Below are 19,056 nucleotides of genomic sequence, written 5' to 3'. Positions count from 1 at the left end.
AACCTGTTACTGTTTTCGGTTCAGTTAAGAACCGGTCGCTCACTCAAAGCTGACAGGAATATGAATCACTTCATAAACCTGACTTACTTTAGTGTGAGACTCTTGATACTTTCGCTATCTGATCCGAGGATCAGCTCGCTTCCATCAAGCGCCCACACTTATCGGCTGTTAATTTTTAAAGAGCGTTTCTGCGAGGAACTTCGTGTTTCTCAGCAGCGCTGCGTTTTCAGCAGCAGAGAAGCGAGATTATGAACCGTGTTTCGCAGTTCGTCAACAACTTTTTTACTGCATCGTTGCGACTGCGGGGCTCAACTTCCAGGCCAGCTGCGCGCTCCAGACTCCAGCGCACCACCCGCCCTGCTTCCCTTCTCCCGCGCCGTGTTTCCGTTAGCGCGAAAGAGGCGTGATTGTAGGCAGCCTCTTCGATCTGCGCAAGGGGTTTCTCAAAAAATATAAGGCCCCGCACGCTGCCGCGTGCGGGGCCTTATATAGAAGCAGCCGAACCGTCAGGCCGCGCGCACCTGGCGCGCGACGATCTCCATATAGTGATCGAGATCCGGCGTCGCCTTGCCTTCTTCCTTCGCCGTATCGTCCCAGCGGCGCAGACGCAGCGCGTCCTCCGCGAACGGGCGCTGCAGGAACGCCGCCGTCTCCTCTGCACTGAAGATGCCGCCCTGCAGCGCGAGGCTGCGCACCGAGTCCGGCGACAGGCTCTCGAAGTAGCCGGCGTCGGTGCGGCACAGGCAGCGCTTCGCGTCGACGTGCAGCCGGATCGGCTCCAGCACCGCGTCGGAAAACAGCGGCCGCAGGAACGGCAGCACGTAATACTGATGCAGATCGTCGATCCCGCGCGCGCTCGGCGTCTCGCCCTGGCGATTCAGCAGATGCCCGAGGTCATGCAGGAATGCCGCCGCGACCAGCGCTTCGTCAGCCCCCGCCTCTTCCGCCAGCAATCCGCTCTGCAATGCATGCTCGAGCTGCGTGACCGGCTCACCGCTATAGGCCACATGGCCATGCTCGCGATACAGCCCGTGGATCTCTTCCATCGTCAATGCCATTCGTTCACTCCCAAGGCAGCGAAAACGTCTTCAGGTTCGTGAAGCTCTTCATCGCCTCCTGAACGCCTTCCTTGTAACCGAGCCCCGAATCCTTGATCCCGCCGAACGGCGACAGCTCGATCCGGTATCCGGGCACTTCCCAGACATTCACCGTGCCGACGTTCAGCTCGTTCACGAACCGCACGACCGCCGCCGTGCTGTCGGTACAGACGCCCGACGACAGTCCGAACGCCGTCCCGTTGCTGATCCGGATCGCGTCGTCGATCGTATCGAACGTGATCACCGGCGATACCGGCCCGAAGGTCTCCTCGCGCACGATCGTCATCGATGGATCGACGTTGTCGAGCACCGTCGGCGCATACAGCGCGCCGCGCCGCACGTTGCCGGTCAGCAGGCGCGCGCCCTGCGCCACCGCCGCTTCCACGCGCGCCTCGAACAACCGCGCCGCTTCCTCGTCGATCACCGTGCCCATTTCGTTGGCGGGATCGAACGGATCGCCGTATTTCCATGCGCGCGTCTTCTCGACGAGCAATTCGGTGAACGCCGGCGCGATCGAACGCTGTACCAGCATCCGCTTGACCGCCGTGCAGCGCTGGCCCGAATTCCGATACGAGCCGAGCACGGCCAGCGACGCCGCGCGTTCGAGATCCGCATCGTCGAGGACGATCAGCGGATCGTTGCCACCCAGTTCCAGCACGATGCGGCGGTAGCCGGCCCGCGCGGCAATCGCCTTGCCGATCGCCACGCCGCCCGTAAAGGTAATCAGCGACGCATGCGGGTGCGTGACGAGTTCGTCCGCGATCTCGCGCGGCTCGCCGGTCAGCACCTGCAGCATCGGCTCCGGCAGCCCGGCTTCATACAGCAGATCGGCCAGGTAGAACGCCGACAGCGGCACCTTCTCCGACGGCTTCACGATCACGCGGTTGTTGGTCGCGATCGCCGGCGCGATCTTGTGCGCCACCTGGTTCATCGGATGATTGAACGGTGTGATCGCGACGATCACACCGTCGAGCGGCTGCCGCTGCGAGAACACGCGGCGCGCCTTGCCGTGGGGCGTCAGGTCGCACGAGAAACTCTGCGCGTCGTCGCGCAGCGCCTCGACCGCCGCAAACTTCAACACGTCGGCCACGCGGCCGATCTCGTAGCGGGAGTCCTGTTTCGACAGCCCCGATTCGAGCGTGATCAGGTCGGACGCTTCCTCGGTGCGCTCGCGCAACAGTGCGGCCGCACGCTCGAGGATCTGCGAACGCTCGTACCGCGTGAGCTTCGGCCGATACGCCATCGCGTAGTCGAATGCCGCGCGCACATCGTCGACGCTCGCCAGCGGCGCCGTCCCGACGCGTGTACCCGTGTAAGGGTCCATGACGTCGAGCGTGCGTTCCCGCGTCGCGCGCGTGCCGCACCAGCGCAGCGCCTCCGCGCGAAACGCCGGGTGATCGAGTCGGGGATGAGCCATCATGTCGCGACCCGGTTCAGCACGAAATCGAACACGTCGAAGTTGCGCGGCCGACGCGCAGAATCGGCCGGCTCGATACGGCGATTGAACAGCAGCGGTACTTCCTGCTCTGACACGCCGCCATGCGAACGCAGCGGCACCGTGAGGCCCGACAGATCGTGTTCGCGCTCGCGCGTGCCGAGCGTCATGTCGCGGCGGCCGATCACGACGAGATCGCCGATCCGGTCGGCCGGCAGCTCGAAACGGGCGGCGGCTTCCGCGTTGTCGAGCACGAGTTCGACGCCGTCGAGGTCGCCGACACGCCACATCGCCTCGGCCCGGTCGACGCCCGGCGCCAGATAGATGGTCGCAAACGAGCCGAGCGCGCCATGGTGCACGACGTACGGATCCGTGATCGGCAGGATCACGCGCGCAGCCTGCGCGCCGTACCAGCCGTCGAATGCGTCCTGTAGATAGATGACGTTCGGCCGGCCCGTCGCGGGATCGTGCTTCGCGTTCATCCCGTGGTCGGCCGTCAGCCCGATCGCCCAGCCGAGCGCGTCGAGCTGCGCGAGGTAGCCGTCCATCATCGCGTAGAACGCGTTCGCGCCGGCACTGCCCGGCTCGCACTTGTGCTGCACGTAATCGGTGGTCGACAGGTACATCAGGTCGACCTGACGCGTCTGCGCAAGCCGCACGCCGGCCGCGAACACGAATTCGGACAACGCCGCGCTGTAGACGTCCGGCGACGGCAGGCCCACCCAGTCGAGCACGTCGACGATCCCGTTTTCCGCGAGATTCGCTTGCGCGGCCTTCTCGGCCGAAAAGCAGATGCCGTTCAGCTGCCAGCCGAGCAGCCGGCGCAGCTTGTCCTTCGCCGTCACGACGGCAACCCGCGCACCGGCGTCGGCCGCCGCCGCGAGCAGCGTGCCGGCCCGCAGGTAGGCCGGGTCGTTCATCATGACTTCGGCGCCGCGCCCGCCGTCGGCGGCCGGATCCCAGAAGTAGTTGCCGCAGATGCCGTGGACCGACGGCGGCACGCCGCAGACGATCGACAGGTTGTTCGGGTTGGTGAAGGTCGGCACGACACAATCGGCGCGCCAGGCCGTGCCTTCCGCGATCATCCGGCCAATGAACGGCGCGACGCCCGCTGCCACCGCCCGTTCGAGATAGTCGTACTCGCAGCCGTCGACGCAGACGACCACGGTCGGCTCGACCGGCAGCCGGTAGTGCCGGCCGTTGACGTCGACGGAACGCCCCGCAAGCCCCGTCGATGCGCCGGCTGCCGACGCTTCGCCAGGCTGGCGCAATGCGAACGCGGCGTTCATGATGCCACCCGCTTGCCGCGCGGCACGCGCGCAGCGATCAGCAGCAGCGCCGCGAGCGACGCGCCGAGCATCAGCAGTGACAGTGCCGATGCCGGAAGGTAATACCCGCGCTCCACCTGGCCGATCACGACAATCGGCACGGTGGCGAAGCCGGGCGGATAAACCGTCAGCGTCGCGCCGAGCTCGCCGAGCGACAGCGCAAAACCGAGCGCGAGGCTCGCGCGCAGCGCCGGCACGAGCTGCGGCAGCAGCACGCGACGCAGCACCATCGCGGGCGGCGCACCGAGGCTCGCCGCCGCTTCGCGCAGCACGGTCAGTTCCGGACGCAGCGCAGCGGCCGCGCAGCGATAGCAGAACGGCAAAATCAGCGCGAGCTGCACGAGCACGACGATTGCCGCTGAGCTCGACAGGTCGACCGGCTTCTGGTGATACGCGATCAGCACCGCGAGCCCGAGCACGACACTCGGCACACCGTTCGGCACCATCACGAGCGCATCGACCACCGCGCCGAGGCCGCGCCGGTCGCGCCCTTCGAGCGCCAGCGCAAGCCACAGCCCGAGGATCGTGCCGACTGCCGACACGCCGAAGCCGATTTCCAGGCTCGTCAGCAGCGCGTCGTATTCCGGCGACCCGAGACGCTCGAACCAGCGCAGGCTGTAGCCGGCCGGCAGGATCGTGCCCGACCACTGCGTCGACACGCTCGACAGCGCGACGACGATGACGGGCAACACGAACAGCCAGAAGCACGCGAACGCGGCCAGCGCGAGCGCCACGCGCGACGCATGCTTGAGCACCGTGTCGCCCCAGCCGATCTGGTGGCGCGGCACGGCTTGCCCGATACGAAATTCAGCGGACATCGTTTCCTCCCGTCGCACGCCGGTTCACCCGGCGATAAACCGCATACAGCGCCAGCGACAGCGCGAGCATCACGACCGCTCCGGCCGACGCGGTCGGCAGGTCGAGGTCGACGGTCGCGCTGCTGTAGATCGCAACCGGCAGCGTCACGAGCCGCGCGCTGCCGAGCACGAGCAGAATCCCGAATTCGTTCAGCGTCAGCAGGAAACACAGCACGGTACCGGCGGCGATGCCCGGCCACGCGATCGGCAGCACGACGCGGCGCGCCAGCATCCAGCCGGACGCGCCCAGGCTGCGCGCGGCCTCGATCAGCCGCAGGTCGAGCGTCGCGAACGACGCGAGCGTCGGCCGCACGACGAACGGCGTATAGAACACGGTCTGCGCGAGGATCACGCCGCCGATGCCGAACAGGAAATCGAGCGGCGGATTCTCGAGATGGAACAGGTGCTGCAGCGCGATGCTGATCGAGCCTTGCGAGCCGTACAGGAAGATCAGCGTGAACGCGACGAGGAACGACGGGAACGCGACGTACAGTTCCAGGAAACGCGTGACGAGCGATGCGCCCGGAAACGGCTTGAAGAACAGCAGCGCGGCCAGCAGTACGCCGAGCACCGACGCGGTGCCGGCGCTCGCGAACAGCACGCCAAGTGTGGTCAGCAGCACGCTGCGCGTATCCGGGTTGCCGAAGAACGTGCGGTACGCGGCGAAACTCAGCCCGTGGTCGCCCGACACGCTCAGCAGCACGAGCCGCACCAGCGGATAGACGACGAGCGGGCCCAGCAGGACGATCGCGAGCGCGGCCAGGTGCAGGTCGCCCATGCGCTTGCGGCGCCGCGCGGCGGCGGCGTGCGCGGCGGCCGACGCGAGCACGTGCGGCGGCAGGCCGGCTTCAGGGCTCGATAAGGACGACATCGTCTGCCTCGCAATGCAGGGAAACGCGCGCACCGCGCTCGGGAGCCGCACCGCGGCCGCGTTGCATCGTGACACGCACGGGCTCGTCGGGGGCCGCATCGATCGTGACCGCGATCGACAGGTCCGCGCCCTGCCATTCGACGGACGACACCGTGCCGTGTAGCCCGCCCGCGGCCGGCGGCATCAGGGTCAGGCGCTCGGGGCGCACGCAGGCCACCTTGCCGCGCACTTCGTGGCGCGGATCGCCGAGCGGGAAGATCACGTGCGGCGGCAGCAGGTTCGCCGGACCGAGATAGCGTGCGACGTAGCCGTCCTGCGGTGCGTCGTACAACTGCTGCGGCGTACCGAGCTGAGCAATGTGGCCGTCGCGCATCAGCAGCGCGCGATCGGACAGCACGAGTGCGTCGTCACGGTCGTGCGTCACGCAGACGACGGTCAGGTTCGGCAGGCGCTCGTGCAGCGCCTTCAGTTCGCTGCGCACCGATGCGCGCAGGTTGGCGTCGAGCGCCGACAGCGGCTCGTCGAGCAGCAGCACGTCCGGCTCGATCACGAGCGCGCGCGCCAGCGCGACGCGCTGCTGCATCCCGCCCGACAGTTGCGCGGGCAGGTGATGGCCCGCATCGCCGAGCTGCACGAGCTTCAGCGCATCGGCGACGCGGCGCGTCACTTCCGACGACGCCATGCCGCGTGCGCGCAGCCCGAATGCGACGTTCTCGAACACCGTCAGGTGCGGGAACAGCGCGTAATTCTGGAACAGCAGACCGAGGTTGCGCTTGTGCGGCGGCGCATAGGTCAGGTCGCGTCCGGCCACGGTCAGCGTGCCGGTCAGGCCGTCGGCCTTCACGAACCCGGCGATGAAGCGCAGCAGCGTGGTCTTGCCGCAGCCGCTCTTGCCGAGCACGGTCAGAAATTCACCGGCACCGATCGACAGCGACAGATCTTCCAGCACCGTGCGTGCGCCGTAGCGCACGCTCAGGTGTTCGATCTGCACGCCGCCCGGCGCGCCGGACCGCAGCGTTGCCTGCGGTTCGGCGGCGCCGAATGCGCCGGGATGGGTCAGGGTGGTTTCCACCGGGTTCATCCTCTTGCTCACAAATACAGGCGGCGTGCGCCGATCACTTCGGCTTGACGACGTCGAGCTGCTTGCCCGAGCTGCCGATCACGTCCTTCTTCCAGCGCTCAATCCACACCGGCTTCTTCGCCATCACCTGGGTCCAGTCGACCGGGATCAGCTTCACGCCCGCGATCGCCTTCTTGACCGCTTCGCCGTTCTTGCCGGCCAGCGGCACGTCCGTGCGGCCCGGGATGCCGTACATGTCCGGCACCTTCGACTGCACGTCCGTCGACATCAGGTAGTCGATCAGCTTCTTGCCGGCATCCTGGTTCGGGCCGCTCTTGATCAGGCCGATGCCGTACGGGAGCTGGAACGTGGTCGGCTGGTCGCCATCCTTCGCAGCAAGGAAGATCGGCTTGACGGACAGCGCGCCGTGTTCGGCATCGTCGAGGTCCATCTGCAGGTCGCCGTTCGCGACGCTGATTTCGTTACGCGACAGCAGCACGTTCAGGTAGCCCGTGCCCTTCGTGTGGAATTTCACGCTCTGCGACAGCTTCGCGAGGTAGTCGAACGCCTTGTCCTCGCCCATCAGCGACGTCGTCAGGATCAGCACGGCCATCCCGTCGCCGGCGGTGGCCGGGTTCGAGTACGCGACCTTGCCGGCGTAGGTCGGCGCAAGCAGATCCGCGAACGTCTTCGGCTGGCTCTTCACGACGTCCGGGTTGATCGCGAACGAGAAGTAGTTGTTCACGAACGTCGCCCACGTGCCGTCTTCAGCCTTCGCGATGGCCGGCACGTTCTTGTAGTTCACGCTCTGGTACGGCTGCAGCAGGCCCATCTGGCCAGCTTGCTGAATGAACGGCGGCAGCGTGACGATCACGTCGGCCTTCGGGGAGTTCTTCTCGATGTTCGCGCGGTTGACGACTTCACCGCTGCCCGCCGTCACGATGTTGACCTTGACGCCTTCCTTCTTCTCGAAAGCCGGCAGCACATCGCGATAGAGGTTCTCGAGACCGTCTGCCGTATACAGCACGACCGCGCTCGCCGCATGGGCGGGCAGCGCGGCGCCCATCAGACCGGCGACGCTGGCGGCCAGCGCAAGCTTGCGGAACGCGCCGGCAGCGGCGCGCGAGGGTTTCTGCAGTGTCATCTGACTTCTCCGTAGGCGGAACACCAAATGGCCGGGGCACGATCCGGCTCTCCTGTTATCTCTGGGCGGGGCCGCTCGACGGCCCGCCTCGCTGCCGCGCCGAGGTGAGGTTTCGCGCGGCAAGCGAAGGATCACAGCGTTCGATGACAAACCCGTGACGAATGCGGCAATTTCCAAAAAATGACACATTTTGCCAATATCATGCAAGTCATTCAGAAATGCCGCCCGGCGTTTCTTCCGATCTTTGCAAGGGAAAAGCCATGTCCGATCCGATTCTTCTTACGCCTGGCCCGCTTACCACGTCCGCCACAACGCGCCACGCAATGCAACATGACTGGGGCTCGTGGGACGCCGCCTTCAATCAACTGACGGCCAGCGTCTGCGCAGATCTCGTCGCGATCGCGCACGGCGGCGACGAGTACGTGTGCGTGCCGATGCAGGGCAGCGGCACGTTCTCGGTCGAAGCCGCGCTCGGCACGCTGGTGCCGCGTGACGGCGTCGTGCTGGTGCCCGACAACGGCGCGTACTGCGCACGCATCCTGAAGATCCTCGGCCGGCTCGGTATCGAAACGATCGCGTTGCCGTTCGGCGAGGACGCGGCCGTCGATCCGGCCGCGCTCGAAGCCGCGTTCGTGCGCGAGCCGCGCATCACGCACGTCGCGCAGGTGCATCTGGAGACGAGCGCCGGCATCCTGAACCCGCTCGACGACATCGCCGCCGTGTGCCGGCGCCACGGCAAGCGGTTGATCGTCGATGCGATGAGCTCGTTCGGCGCGCTGCCAATCAAGCTGGCGGGCAGCGGCATCGATGCGCTGATCTCGGCGAGCGGCAAATGCCTGGAAGGCGTGCCGGGGATGGGATTCGCGATCGTGCGGCGCGACGCGCTCGACGCGAGCGAAGGCAACTCGCCGTCGCTCGCGCTCGATCTCCACGATCAGTACGCATACCTGCGCAAGACGGGCCAGTGGCGCTTCACGCCGCCGACGCACGTGATCGCCGCGCTGCGCGCCGCGCTCGACCAGTATCTCGCCGAAGGCGGCCAGCCGGCGCGTGGGGCGCGCTATGCGGACAACTGCCGCACGCTGGTCGAATCGATGCACGCGCTCGGCTTCACGCCGTTCCTCGATCCGAGCGTGCAGGCACCGGTGATCGTCACGTTCCACGCGCCCGACCACCCGGCCTACGATTTCCGCCGCTTCTACGACGCGGTGCGCGACGCGGGCTTCATCCTGTATCCGGGCAAGCTCACGCAGCTCGAGACGTTCCGTGTCGGCTGCATCGGCGCGATCGACTCGGACGATATCCGTCGCGCGGTCGCCGCGATCGCGCGGGCGGTCGAATCGCTCGGCATCGCGGTGCAGCGCGCGTAAGCGCCGTACCACGCCAGCCGGCTCACCCGCCGGCGCGCGCACGCAAAAAAGCCCGGCGGCCTTGCGGCTGCCGGGCTAACGCACAGGATCTGCGTGGAGCCGGTGCTTACAGCTCGATCCGCTTGATGTCACCGACCACGAAGATATACGACGCCGCACCGATCAGCGCGATCACGCCGATGAACACGAGCGCGCCGACGAACGACCCGGTCGACGCGACGATGAAGCCGACCACGAGCGGCGTGACGATGCCCGCCAGGTTCGCCGCGAAGTTGAAGATGCCGCCCGTGACGCCGAGCAGGCCGTCCGGCGCGATGTCCGACACGAGCGTCCAGCCGAGTGCGGCCATCCCCTGCGCGAAGAATGCGACCGACATGATCGCGATCACGGCCTCGTTGCTCTGTACGTAGTTCGCGAGAATGATCGTCGACGCGAGCAGCAGGCCGGCGATGATCGGCAGCTTGCGCGCGAGGTTCGCGGACTTGCCGCGACGCAGCAGCCAGTCGGAGAAGATTCCGCCGAACATCACGCCGACCGACGCGGCGATGAACGGCATCACCGCGAAGAAGCCGATCTTCAGCCAGCCCATGTGGCGTTCGGTGGCGAGGTAGGTCGGGAACCAGGTCAGGAAGAACACGAGCGTCGAGTTGCCGGCGAACTGGCCGAGGCAGATGCCCGCGAGCTGGCGCTTCTTCACCAGTTGGCCGACCATCGACCAGCTGAACTTGGCCTGCGCAGGCTTGTCGCCCTTGTCGCCGCTCTTGCGCGCACCATGCACGAGACCGCCGCCCGCCTCGATATAGGCCAGCTCCTCCGAATTCGCACCCGGATGGTTGCGCGGCTCGTGATAGAACTTCCACCAGACCAGGCCGAACACGATACCAACCGCGCCGACGACCCAGAACAGCGAGCGCCAGCCGAACGCCCCCATCAGCGCGAACAGCACCGGGCTGAAGAACGCGAGGCCGATGTACTCGCCGACGGTGTAGGTACCCGTCGCCATCGCACGCTCGTTCTGCGGGAACCACGTCGCGACGACACGGCTGTTGGTCGGGAAGCATGGTGCTTCCGTCACGCCGAGGCCGAGCCGGCAAGCGAGCAGCGTCGCGACGCCCGGCACGAAGCCTTGCAGGAACGTGCACAGCGACCACAGCGTCATCGACCAGTAATAGGTGATCTTGCTGCCGAAGCGGTCGAGGAACAGGCCGCCGGGAACCTGCATCGCGACATACGTCCACGAAAACGCGGAAAACATGATGCCCATCACCGCCGCGTTGATGCCGAGCTCCTTGGTGAGCTGCGGCGCAGCCACCCCCAGCACGGTGCGGTCGAGATAGTTGATCATCGTGCCGATCGCGAGCAGCGCGAGAATCTTGTAGCGCGCCGAAGTGCGCCGGACGGTGCCGGACGCCTGCGCCGGCGCGGCGCTCGTGTGGGTGGTGTGCTGCATGGTCGTCTCCTGGTCTCTTTCTGTGTCTGTAAGGGGGTCAGCGCGCGACGAGCGACTGAAAGTGATCGAACATCCGCTCGGCGTCGGGCGTGCGTCCGGTGAAGATCTCGAACGCGTCGACCGCCTGGTAGACGGCCATCCCGCCGCCCGGCAGCGTGGCGCAACCGGCCGCGCGCGCCGCGTGGATCAGTTCGGTCTCGAGCGGGAAGTACACGATGTCGGCCACCCACATGCCCGCGTGGAGCAGCTCGGCCGGCAGCGGCAGGCCCGGATGCTTGGCCATGCCGGTGGGCGTGCAGTGGATCAGACCTGTCGCGGCGCGCATCGCGCTCGCGAGATCGCCGCCGGGCGCGACCCGGGCCGCGGGAAAGCGCTCCTGCAGTTCGGCCGCGAGGGCGGTGGCGCGCGTGCCGTCGACATCGAAAATCGTCAGTTCGGCCGCGCCCATCTGCAGCGCCGCATGCGCCACGGCCGCGCCCGCACCGCCCGCACCGAGCTGGACGACGCGTTCGAGCGACGCATCGGGCAACCCACGGCGGAACGATTTCGCGAAACCCGACCAGTCGGTGTTGTGGCCGATCCGCTTGCCGTCCTTGAACAGCACGGTGTTCACCGCGCCGAGCGCGCGCGCATCGTCCGACAGTTCATCGAGGTGCTCGATCACGCGCTGCTTGCACGGATGCGTGATGTTCAGGCCGTTGTAGCCCATCCGCTGCGCGGCATCGAGCAGTTGCGGCAGTGCGTCGACAGTCACGCCGAGCACGTCGAGATCGATGCGCCGGTAGACATAGCCGAACCCCTGGCGGAACCCTTCTTCCTCGTGCATCGCGGGCGACAGCGAGCCGCCGATGCCCTGGCCGATCAGGCCGATCAGAAACGACGGGCGGCTCATCGTGCGGCCCCCTGCGCGAACAGCGTCGCCAGACGCTGCAGCGCGAATATGTAGCCTTCCGTGCCGCAGCCGCAGATCACGGCTTCGGCGAGCGCCGACACGTAGGAATGGTGACGGAACGCCTCGCGGCGATGCACGTTCGAGATATGCACTTCGATCACCGGTTTCGCGATCGCGGAAAGCGCGTCGGCCAGCGCCACCGACGTATGCGTATAGGCGGCCGGGTTGATCACGATGCCGTGCGTGTCGTGACGCGCGGCGTGCAGCCAGTCGATCAGCTGGTGCTCGGCGTTCGACTGGCGGAAGTCGATTTCCAGCCCGAGCGCCTCGCCCGCCGTACGGCAGCGCTGCTCGACATCGGCGAGCGTTTCCGCGCCGTAGATATGGGGCTCGCGCGTCCCCAGCAGATTCAGGTTCGGGCCGTTCAGTACCAGCACCTTGTGCTTGCTCATGGTGATTCTGCTCCTAAAACAGGGGCGGACCGTGACCGGCGTCGCCCCGAAAACATCGGGATTTGGCGCTAGTGTGCGCCCGGGAACGCGGGCTGTCTTTTCGGGTTTTCGCTAATTTGTACCACCTAGTTAGTTTGTACAATACGTATCACTAGCCCAGTAAATTCGGGATATGGCGTTCAGCGGAAGTTCAACGACTGGTTCATTCAGGGTCGATTCAACCGACGCCATGCCCCGCTCATCCGCAGGAACCGCCCATGCAGCGCTCGATCGCCACCGTGTCACTGTCCGGCACGCTCGCCGAGAAACTCGCCGCCGTCCAGGCCGCAGGCTTCGACGGCGTCGAAATCTTCGAAAACGACCTCGTCTACTTCGATGGATCGCCGGCCGACGTCCGGCGCATGGCCGCCGATCTCGGCCTCGACATCGTGCTGTTCCAGCCGTTTCGCGACTTCGAGGGGGTAAGCGCGGCCCAGCTCGCCCGCAACCTCGACCGGATCAAGCGCAAGTTCGACGTGATGCATGCGCTCGGCACCGACCGCATCCTGGTGTGCAGCAACGTGTCGGCCGACACGATCGCGGATGACGGGCTGCTCGTCGACCAGCTCGGCGCGCTTGCCGAAGCCGCACGGCAGGCCGGCGTGGTCGCCGCGTACGAAGCGCTCGCGTGGGGCCGCGTCGTGAAGCGCTACGGCCATGCGTGGAAACTCGTGAATGCCGTGAACAGCCCGCATCTCGGCCTGGCGCTCGACAGCTTCCATACACTGTCGCTCGACGATTCGCCGGACGCGATCGCCGACATCCCCGGCGACCGGATCGCATTCGTGCAGATCGCCGATGCGCCGAAGCTCGCGATGGACGTGCTCGAATGGAGCCGCCATTTCCGCTCGTTCCCGGGCCAGGGCGACTTCGATCTCGCAAGCTTCACCGCGCGCGTGATCGAGTCGGGCTACACGGGGCCGCTGTCGCTCGAGATCTTCAACGACGGCTTCCGCGCGGCGCCGACCGCGATCACGGCTGCCGACGGCCATCGTTCGCTGCTTTATTTGGAAGAACTGACGCGCGAACGGCTCGCGCAGGACGGCCGCGCGCCGGCCGCCAGCCAGCCGCTGTTCGCGCCGCCGGCGCCGCCCGCGCACGTCGGGTTCCAGTTCATCGAATTCGCGGTCGACGCGCAGGCGGCGGCGACCGTCGGCGAATGGCTCGGCCGGATGCGCTTCCGGCTCGCGGGCCGCCATCGCTCGAAGGACGTGACGCTGTTCCAGCACGGCGCCGCGTCGATCGTGCTGAACGCCGAGCGCGACTCGTTCGCCGATGCGTTCTTCCAGCAGCACGGGCTGTCGTTGTGCGCGTCGGCATTCCGCGTCGACGACGCGAAAGTGGCGTTCGAACGCGCGGCAGGTTTCGGCTATGCGCCGTTCTCCGGCCGCGTCGGGCCGAACGAGCGCGTGCTGCCGAGCGTGCAGGCGCCGGACGGCAGCCTCGAATACTTCGTCGACGAAGCGCCGAACGCGCCGACGCTGTACGAATCGGACTTCGTGCTGACCGACATCGACGGCCCGAGCGAAGTCGGCCCGCTGACCGGTATCGACCACGTGTGCCTTGCGCTGCCGGCCGACGCGCTCGATACGTGGATCCTGTTCTTCAAGACGGCATTCGGCTTCGAGGCCGAGCGCAGCTGGCTCGTGCCCGACCCGTACGGGCTGATGCGCAGCCGCGCGGTGCGCAGCGCCGACGGCTCGGTGCGGATCGCGCTGAACGCGTCGGTCGACCGGCACACGGCGGTTGCCGAATCGCTCGACCGCTACCACGGCACGGGGCTGAACCACGTCGCGTTCCGCACCGACGACATCGTGAAGACGATCGCCGCATTCGCGGCCGACGGCATTCCGTTCCTGCGCATTCCGCCGAACTACTACGACGATCTCGCCGCACGCTATGCGCTGCCGGACGACCTGATCGACACGCTGAGCACGCATCACCTGCTGTACGACCGCGACGAGCACGGCGGCGAATTCCTGCATGCGTATACAGAACTGGTCGATAACCGCTTCTCGCTCGAGATCGTCGAGCGGCGCGGCGGATATGACGGCTACGGGGCGACGAACGCGGCCGTGCGGCTCGCCGCACAGGCGCAGCGCAGGAAATAACGACAGGGCGCTGACAGGGATTCAAGGAGCACATCACATTCGCGGCCCGCGGCGACTTCGAAGGGCCGCACCCGCGCGCACCATCGTGGTGAATCTCCCGGCCGCGCCCCTGCCCGCACGGCTCGCCGCGATCGGGCGGGAAACCGCATTCGATATGGCGTTACATCCGGTAACCCGTACCGCAGCGCAGCATCCCGTCACCCGCCCTGGTTTTAAGAATCGCTTAAGTCTTCGACGGCACCATCCGCAACCAGTACCCGATGGTTATCTCGAAAAGGAGGAAAGCGATGAGCGCCGTAGAAGCACCCGCGGGCCGCCCGGCCGCGCCCCCTGCAAAGAAGACGATGCTGCGCCGCCTGCTCAGTCATCATGAAATCGCGACGCTGCTCGTGCTGCTGCACGCACCGATCGGCGCCAATGCCAAACCCGAACTGCCTGCGCTGCAGGAAGCCGGTCTCGTCGAGATGGTCAAGCTCGACACCGAAACGGCACCCAGCTTCCGGCTGACCGAAGACGGCACCGCCGTCCTGAAAGGGCTCGGCTACCGCTGAGCCGCCGTTTTCATCCCTGTCACGTTTTCCCGCATCACCCCGATCCCAGCGACCCGCCGGCCCTTTCGGCGTGTCGCGTCACCCTGCCCGCTCCTGCAGCATCAACCGGTATTCCGTCGGCGTCACGCCGACCGTCGCCTTGAACTGGCGCGTGAACGCGCTGTGGTCCGTATAGCCGCATAGCGCCGCGACGTCGGTCACCTTGTCGTGCGTGACGAGCAGCGCGGTGGCCGCATCGAGCCGCGTCTTCAGCAGCACCTGGCGCGGCGTCAGGTGGAACACCTTGTGGAAGTAGCGCTCGAGTTGCGCGACCGACATCCCCGCCATCTGCGCGAGATGCTTCAGGTTCAGCGGCTGCACGTAGTGATCCTGGATGTGCTGGACGACGTCGGCGAGCCGGCTGTACGCCGGGTGCGATCCCTCGTGCGCCTTCAGGTCGCGCGAGATGCCCGCGAGGCCGATCACCCTGCCCGCGGCGTCGCGCAGCGGCTCCTTGCAGGTCAGGCACCAGCCCGGCTGACGGCCCGGATACAGGTGCAGCTCGAGTTGGTCCACCAATTGCTGGCCGGCGTTGATCGTCGCCATGTCCTGCTCGAAATAGCTGCGGCCGAAGCGGCGCGGAAACACTTCGTCGGCCGTCTTGCCGAGCAGGTCGCGCTTGTCCTTGTAGCCGCAGCGCATCGCCAGCGTGCGGTTGACGATCGCGTAGCGGCCGCTCGCATCCTTCACGAAGAATGCGACGTCCGGCAGTGCATCGAACACCGGTTCGAGCAGGCGGAAGTGCGCAAGCATCGCGCCGAGATCGGCGTTGTCGGGCTGGTAGCGCAACGGTTCGGACAGGCTCATGGGCGGTACGGCAAGCAAGGGCGTCATCCCGGCAACCGCAATGCGAGTGGCAGATGGCGTCGATTATAGAAGCGCCCCTTCGATCGCGTCGCGCCGATCGCAAAGGCGGCCAAGTTGGTGGCGGCCGACGCAACGCGCCGCCGATCGGCCGGCATCGTCACGCGACATACGTTGCGTGCGCAACCACTGCGCCGAGCGTGCGGCGGCCGGCCGCGAATCCGCTTGCGTCGACGCAACCCCACGCGTGCGCCGGGGCCGGCATGCCGCGCGCGGACTGGCGCATTCGCACACCGGCACCGCACGCCCGAACTCGCCAGCATAAAAATGCGAACGTGCAGCGTCTTGGCGCGTTTGCGCATTCGGCGTGACGATTTCGGCATATATCAGGGTTATCGACGATATGCCGATATCGTCGCCGGCCGCGCATCGAACGCGCAAGACGCACGCATTTTCGCTATCTAGACTTCGCTTCACGGTCACGAGACGACCTCACGCCGCGGCAGCAATCGGCATGCATGGCCTGCGGCATCGGCCATCAGGTGCGCCGATTTCGGCACAGCCCGGACAGCACGCGGCAAGCGCGCACGGCCCTCGCATCGGCCTGCCGACCGGACCGTCTCGCCCGGTTTACCGGCGCCGGCCCACCAGCCGGCGGCGGCCCAACCACGCCATCAAGGGGAAGTGAAAGTGAAGCTGAAGGTATCGCACGTCGCGCTGGCCGCTGCCTGCGCACTGTCGGGCGCGCACACCATGGCCGCCGACGTCGTCAAGATCGGTTTCGCCGCACCGCTGACCGGCCCGCAGTCGAACTACGGCACGGACATGCAGAAGGGCGTGCAGCTCGCGATCGCCGATTTCAATGCGACGCATCCGACGATCGGCGGCAAGCCCGTCACGTTCCAGCTCGACTCGCAGGACGACCAGGCCGACCCGCGCACGGGCACGACCGTCGCGCAGCGGCTGATCGACGACAACGTCCGCGGGATCATCGGACACTTCAACTCGGGCACGAGCATTCCCGCGTCCGACCTGTACGATCGCGCGGGGCTGCCGCAGATCTCGATGGCCACGTCGCCGCAATACACGGCGCGCGGCTACAAGACGACCTACCGGCTGCTGACGAGCGACGCGCAGGCGGGCCGCATCGTCGGCACGTACGCGGTGAAGACGCTGCGCTTCAAGCGCATCGCGATCATCGACGACCGCACGGCCTACGGCCAGGGCATCGCCGACGAATTCGCGAAGGCCGTCGAAGCGGCGGGCGGCACGATCATCAAGCGCGACTTCACGAACGACAAGGCACTCGATTTCTCCGCGATCCTGACCAACCTCAAGGGGATGAACCCGGACGCGATCTTCTACGGCGGCGGCGACGCGCAATCGTCGCCGATGATCCGCAAGATGCGCCAGCTGGGGATGAAGTCGGCGTTCGTGACGGGCGAGATGTCGCGTTCGCCGACGTTCCTGAAGGTCGGCGGCGACGCGGCCGAAGGCGCGATCGTCTACATGGGCGGGCTGCCGAAGGAAAAGATGCCCGGCTTCGCCGGCTACGCGGCACGCTACAAGGCGCGCTTCAACGAAGACGTGATCACCTACTCGCCTTACTCGTACGACGGCACGATCGCGCTCCTCACCGCGATGAAGGAAGCGAACTCGACCGACCCGAAGGTGTACACGCCGTATCTCGGCAAGGTGTCGGTCAAGGGCGTGTCGGCCCCCAGCATCGCGTACGACACGAAGGGCGACCTGAGGGATGCGCCGGTGACGATCTACAAGGTCGAGCACGGCGCGTTCAAGCCGGTCGATACGATCGCCGGCAACTGATACGCAAAACCCTCCCCCACGCGGCGCGTCAGCGGCTCACCGGCCGCCCGCGCCGCGTGCGCTTTTGCGTCTGCGTCTGCGTCTGCGTCTGCGTCTGCGTCTGCGTCGGCTTCGGCTTCGGCTTCGGCTTCGCGATCCGAACCGCTCCCTGGCGCGCGCCCACGCGCGTGCATTTCGCGCTCCTGTAGAATCCCCCCACCCGCTTTGACGCTTCGTCTTCGCCGCGCCCCATCCCGGTGCGGCGGTGCATGTTTCGTGCCTCACCCGGCACGCGCCACGCTTCGACGAGGCAAGCCGCGCCTTGTCAGTCCATGCCGAAAAGCGGGCCCTGGAGACGCAGCACCGACAACTACATTCGAAAACCGATCGTCCTGACCATGCAAGCTTCCGAATTGAGCGGCGTGCCTCGCGCCGCCGAACGCGCGCTCACGCGCAGCGACTACAAGACCCTTGGCCTTGCCGCACTCGGCGGCGCCCTCGAGTTCTACGACTTCATCATCTTCGTGTTCTTCGCGCCGGCGATTGGGCAACTGTTCTTCCCGCACGACATTCCCGACTGGCTGCGCCAGTTGCAGACGTTCGGCATCTTCGCGGCCGGCTATCTCGCGCGCCCGCTCGGCGGCGTGATCATGGCGCACTTCGGCGACCTGTTCGGCCGCAAGCGGATGTTCACGCTGAGCGTGCTGATGATGTCCGTGCCGACGCTGCTGATGGGCCTGCTGCCGACCTACGACACGATCGGCATCCTCGCGCCGGTGTTGCTGCTGCTGTTCCGCGTGCTGCAGGGCGCGGCCGTCGGCGGCGAAGTGCCGGGCGCATGGGTGTTCGTGTCCGAGCACGTGCCGTCGCGCCACATCGGCTATGCGTGCGGCACGCTGACCGCGGGCCTGACCGCCGGCATCCTGCTCGGCTCGCTGGTCGCCGCCGGCATCAACAGCCGTTACTCGACCGCCGAAGTCGGCGCGTTCGCGTGGCGCATCCCGTTCCTGCTCGGCGGCGTGTTTGGCCTGTTCTCGGTGTACCTGCGCCGCTGGCTGCACGAGACGCCGGTGTTCGCCGAGATGAAGGCGAAGAAGGCGCTCGCGGCCGAGATTCCGCTGAAGGCCGTGCTGCGTGACCACGGCCGCGCGGTGATCGTGTCGATGCTGCTCACGTGGATGCTGTCGGCCGCGATCGTCGTCGTGATCCTGATGACGCCCGCGCTGCTGCAGAAGCAGTTCCACCTGACGCCCGCGACGACGCTGTTCGCGAACAGCGTCGCGACGCTGTGCCTGACGGCCGGCTGCATCACCGCGGGTTCGCTCGCGGGCTGGATCGGCGCGAAGCGCGTGCTCGGCATCGGCGGCATCGGGCTGGCCGCGTGCTACTACCTGCTGTTCGCGCAGGTCGCGGCCGACGCGTCGACGCTGCCGCTCTACTACGGGATCGCTGGCTTCATGGTCGGCACGATCGGCGCTGTGCCGTTCGTGATGGTCAAGAGCTTCCCGGCCGTCGTGCGCTTCTCGGGCATCTCGTTCTCGTACAACGTCGCGTATGCGATCTTCGGCGGCCTCACGCCGGTGATCGTGTCGTTGATGATGAAGTCGAATCCGCTCGCACCGGTGGTGTACGTCGCGGCGATCTGCGTGCTCGGCGCGATCGCCGTGCAGTTCTCGAAGGATGCGAAGGACGTGAAGGCGACGCACTGAGCGCCGGCGCGCACGCGCGCGCCATGAACAAAGGGCCGAAT

Annotated in this window: 16 protein-coding genes; 5 read left to right on the top strand and 11 right to left on the bottom strand. The window is 66.8% G+C overall.

The window, feature by feature from the left end; genetic code table 11:
- Nucleotides 1–506: 506 nt before the first annotated feature.
- The 7 genes from F3J15_RS09500 to phnS are packed head-to-tail and all read right to left on the bottom strand — an operon-like array spanning nt 507 to nt 7,792.
- Nucleotides 507–1,058 (bottom strand): phosphonate degradation HD-domain oxygenase, encoded by a 552-nt coding sequence (locus F3J15_RS09500; protein WP_166890113.1) that lies wholly within the window; start codon nt 1,056–1,058, stop codon nt 507–509.
- A 4-nt stretch (nt 1,059–1,062) separates the two neighbouring features.
- Complete coding sequence (gene phnY / locus F3J15_RS09495) at nt 1,063–2,517, bottom strand: phosphonoacetaldehyde dehydrogenase (protein WP_166890111.1); 1,455 nt, start codon at nt 2,515–2,517, stop codon at nt 1,063–1,065.
- Complete coding sequence (phnA, locus tag F3J15_RS09490; RefSeq protein ID WP_166890108.1) at nt 2,514–3,821, bottom strand: phosphonoacetate hydrolase; 1,308 nt, start codon at nt 3,819–3,821, stop codon at nt 2,514–2,516. The genes phnY and phnA overlap by 4 nt, the downstream gene beginning before the upstream one ends.
- Entirely contained in the window at nt 3,818–4,678 is an 861-nt protein-coding gene (gene phnV / locus F3J15_RS09485; protein ID WP_059487360.1) for a 2-aminoethylphosphonate ABC transport system, membrane component PhnV, read from the bottom strand. Before phnV ends, phnA begins: the two co-directional genes overlap by 4 nt.
- Nucleotides 4,668–5,588 (bottom strand): 2-aminoethylphosphonate ABC transporter permease subunit, encoded by a 921-nt coding sequence (locus F3J15_RS09480; protein ID WP_069252528.1) that lies wholly within the window; start codon nt 5,586–5,588, stop codon nt 4,668–4,670. The genes phnV and F3J15_RS09480 overlap by 11 nt, the downstream gene beginning before the upstream one ends.
- Nucleotides 5,566–6,669, bottom strand: coding sequence for a 2-aminoethylphosphonate ABC transport system ATP-binding subunit PhnT (gene phnT, locus F3J15_RS09475; RefSeq protein ID WP_011353963.1), 1,104 nt, complete (start codon nt 6,667–6,669; stop codon nt 5,566–5,568). The genes F3J15_RS09480 and phnT overlap by 23 nt, the downstream gene beginning before the upstream one ends.
- 34 nt (nt 6,670–6,703) lie before the next feature.
- Nucleotides 6,704–7,792: a 2-aminoethylphosphonate ABC transporter substrate-binding protein gene (gene phnS, locus F3J15_RS09470; RefSeq protein WP_069252530.1), complete on the bottom strand. Its 1,089-nt coding sequence runs from the start codon at nt 7,790–7,792 to the stop codon at nt 6,704–6,706.
- A gap of 260 nt (nt 7,793–8,052) precedes the next feature.
- Here phnS and F3J15_RS09465 point away from each other — a divergent pair, with 260 nt between their 5' ends.
- Nucleotides 8,053–9,162, top strand: coding sequence for a 2-aminoethylphosphonate--pyruvate transaminase (locus tag F3J15_RS09465; protein ID WP_166890105.1), 1,110 nt, complete (start codon nt 8,053–8,055; stop codon nt 9,160–9,162).
- A gap of 106 nt (nt 9,163–9,268) precedes the next feature.
- Here the strand turns inward: F3J15_RS09465 and F3J15_RS09460 are convergent, their stop codons facing one another.
- Genes F3J15_RS09460 through aroQ form a run of 3 tightly spaced genes read right to left on the bottom strand, consistent with a single transcriptional unit; the run spans nt 9,269 to nt 11,956 of the window.
- Nucleotides 9,269–10,612: an MFS transporter gene (locus tag F3J15_RS09460; protein WP_089484997.1), complete on the bottom strand. Its 1,344-nt coding sequence runs from the start codon at nt 10,610–10,612 to the stop codon at nt 9,269–9,271.
- A gap of 37 nt (nt 10,613–10,649) precedes the next feature.
- On the bottom strand, nt 10,650–11,504 hold the full coding sequence (locus F3J15_RS09455) for a shikimate dehydrogenase (protein ID WP_166890102.1): 855 nt from the start codon (nt 11,502–11,504) through the stop codon (nt 10,650–10,652).
- Nucleotides 11,501–11,956: a type II 3-dehydroquinate dehydratase gene (gene aroQ / locus F3J15_RS09450; RefSeq protein ID WP_166890099.1), complete on the bottom strand. Its 456-nt coding sequence runs from the start codon at nt 11,954–11,956 to the stop codon at nt 11,501–11,503. The genes F3J15_RS09455 and aroQ overlap by 4 nt, the downstream gene beginning before the upstream one ends.
- A 257-nt stretch (nt 11,957–12,213) precedes the next feature.
- On the opposite strand from aroQ, the gene F3J15_RS09445 reads away from it, so the two are divergent.
- Together F3J15_RS09445 and F3J15_RS09440 are read left to right on the top strand one after the other, a co-directional pair.
- The gene (locus F3J15_RS09445) at nt 12,214–14,106 is read left to right on the top strand and encodes a sugar phosphate isomerase/epimerase and 4-hydroxyphenylpyruvate domain-containing protein (RefSeq protein ID WP_166890096.1); all 1,893 of its coding nucleotides are present in this window, start codon (nt 12,214–12,216) and stop codon (nt 14,104–14,106) included.
- Between the two features lie 287 nt (nt 14,107–14,393).
- Complete coding sequence (locus tag F3J15_RS09440) at nt 14,394–14,657, top strand: hypothetical protein (RefSeq protein WP_039367795.1); 264 nt, start codon at nt 14,394–14,396, stop codon at nt 14,655–14,657.
- A gap of 78 nt (nt 14,658–14,735) precedes the next feature.
- Here F3J15_RS09440 and F3J15_RS09435 read toward each other — a convergent pair whose 3' ends face one another.
- Complete coding sequence (locus tag F3J15_RS09435) at nt 14,736–15,530, bottom strand: AraC family transcriptional regulator (RefSeq protein WP_089448472.1); 795 nt, start codon at nt 15,528–15,530, stop codon at nt 14,736–14,738.
- Nucleotides 15,531–16,190: 660 nt separating this feature from the next.
- Here F3J15_RS09435 and F3J15_RS09430 point away from each other — a divergent pair.
- The gene (locus tag F3J15_RS09430; RefSeq protein WP_166890093.1) at nt 16,191–17,327 is read left to right on the top strand and encodes a branched-chain amino acid ABC transporter substrate-binding protein; all 1,137 of its coding nucleotides are present in this window, start codon (nt 16,191–16,193) and stop codon (nt 17,325–17,327) included.
- A 377-nt stretch (nt 17,328–17,704) separates the two neighbouring features.
- Nucleotides 17,705–19,015 (top strand): MFS transporter, encoded by a 1,311-nt coding sequence (locus tag F3J15_RS09425; RefSeq protein WP_069252538.1) that lies wholly within the window; start codon nt 17,705–17,707, stop codon nt 19,013–19,015.
- The last annotated feature ends 41 nt before the right edge of the window (nt 19,016–19,056 follow it).

This window comes from Burkholderia sp. Ap-955 (assembly GCF_011753045.1).
Taxonomy (GTDB): Bacteria; Pseudomonadota; Gammaproteobacteria; order Burkholderiales; family Burkholderiaceae; genus Burkholderia; species Burkholderia lata_D.
This window is presented reverse-complemented; position numbering and strand designations above follow the sequence as displayed.

Bases quoted from the DNA above. Each gene is read 5' to 3' on its own strand.
- F3J15_RS09500 (WP_166890113.1), bottom strand. From the start codon at position 1,058: ATGGCATTGACGATGGAAGAGATCCACGGGCTGTATCGCGAGCATGGC.
- phnY (WP_166890111.1), bottom strand. From the start codon at position 2,517: ATGATGGCTCATCCCCGACTCGATCACCCGGCGTTTCGCGCGGAGGCG.
- phnA (WP_166890108.1), bottom strand. From the start codon at position 3,821: ATGAACGCCGCGTTCGCATTGCGCCAGCCTGGCGAAGCGTCGGCAGCC.
- phnV (WP_059487360.1), bottom strand. From the start codon at position 4,678: ATGTCCGCTGAATTTCGTATCGGGCAAGCCGTGCCGCGCCACCAGATC.
- F3J15_RS09480 (WP_069252528.1), bottom strand. From the start codon at position 5,588: ATGTCGTCCTTATCGAGCCCTGAAGCCGGCCTGCCGCCGCACGTGCTC.
- phnT (WP_011353963.1), bottom strand. From the start codon at position 6,669: ATGAACCCGGTGGAAACCACCCTGACCCATCCCGGCGCATTCGGCGCC.
- phnS (WP_069252530.1), bottom strand. From the start codon at position 7,792: ATGACACTGCAGAAACCCTCGCGCGCCGCTGCCGGCGCGTTCCGCAAG.
- F3J15_RS09465 (WP_166890105.1), top strand. From the start codon at position 8,053: ATGTCCGATCCGATTCTTCTTACGCCTGGCCCGCTTACCACGTCCGCC.
- F3J15_RS09460 (WP_089484997.1), bottom strand. From the start codon at position 10,612: ATGCAGCACACCACCCACACGAGCGCCGCGCCGGCGCAGGCGTCCGGC.
- F3J15_RS09455 (WP_166890102.1), bottom strand. From the start codon at position 11,504: ATGAGCCGCCCGTCGTTTCTGATCGGCCTGATCGGCCAGGGCATCGGC.
- aroQ (WP_166890099.1), bottom strand. From the start codon at position 11,956: ATGAGCAAGCACAAGGTGCTGGTACTGAACGGCCCGAACCTGAATCTG.
- F3J15_RS09445 (WP_166890096.1), top strand. From the start codon at position 12,214: ATGCAGCGCTCGATCGCCACCGTGTCACTGTCCGGCACGCTCGCCGAG.
- F3J15_RS09440 (WP_039367795.1), top strand. From the start codon at position 14,394: ATGAGCGCCGTAGAAGCACCCGCGGGCCGCCCGGCCGCGCCCCCTGCA.
- F3J15_RS09435 (WP_089448472.1), bottom strand. From the start codon at position 15,530: ATGACGCCCTTGCTTGCCGTACCGCCCATGAGCCTGTCCGAACCGTTG.
- F3J15_RS09425 (WP_069252538.1), top strand. From the start codon at position 17,705: ATGCAAGCTTCCGAATTGAGCGGCGTGCCTCGCGCCGCCGAACGCGCG.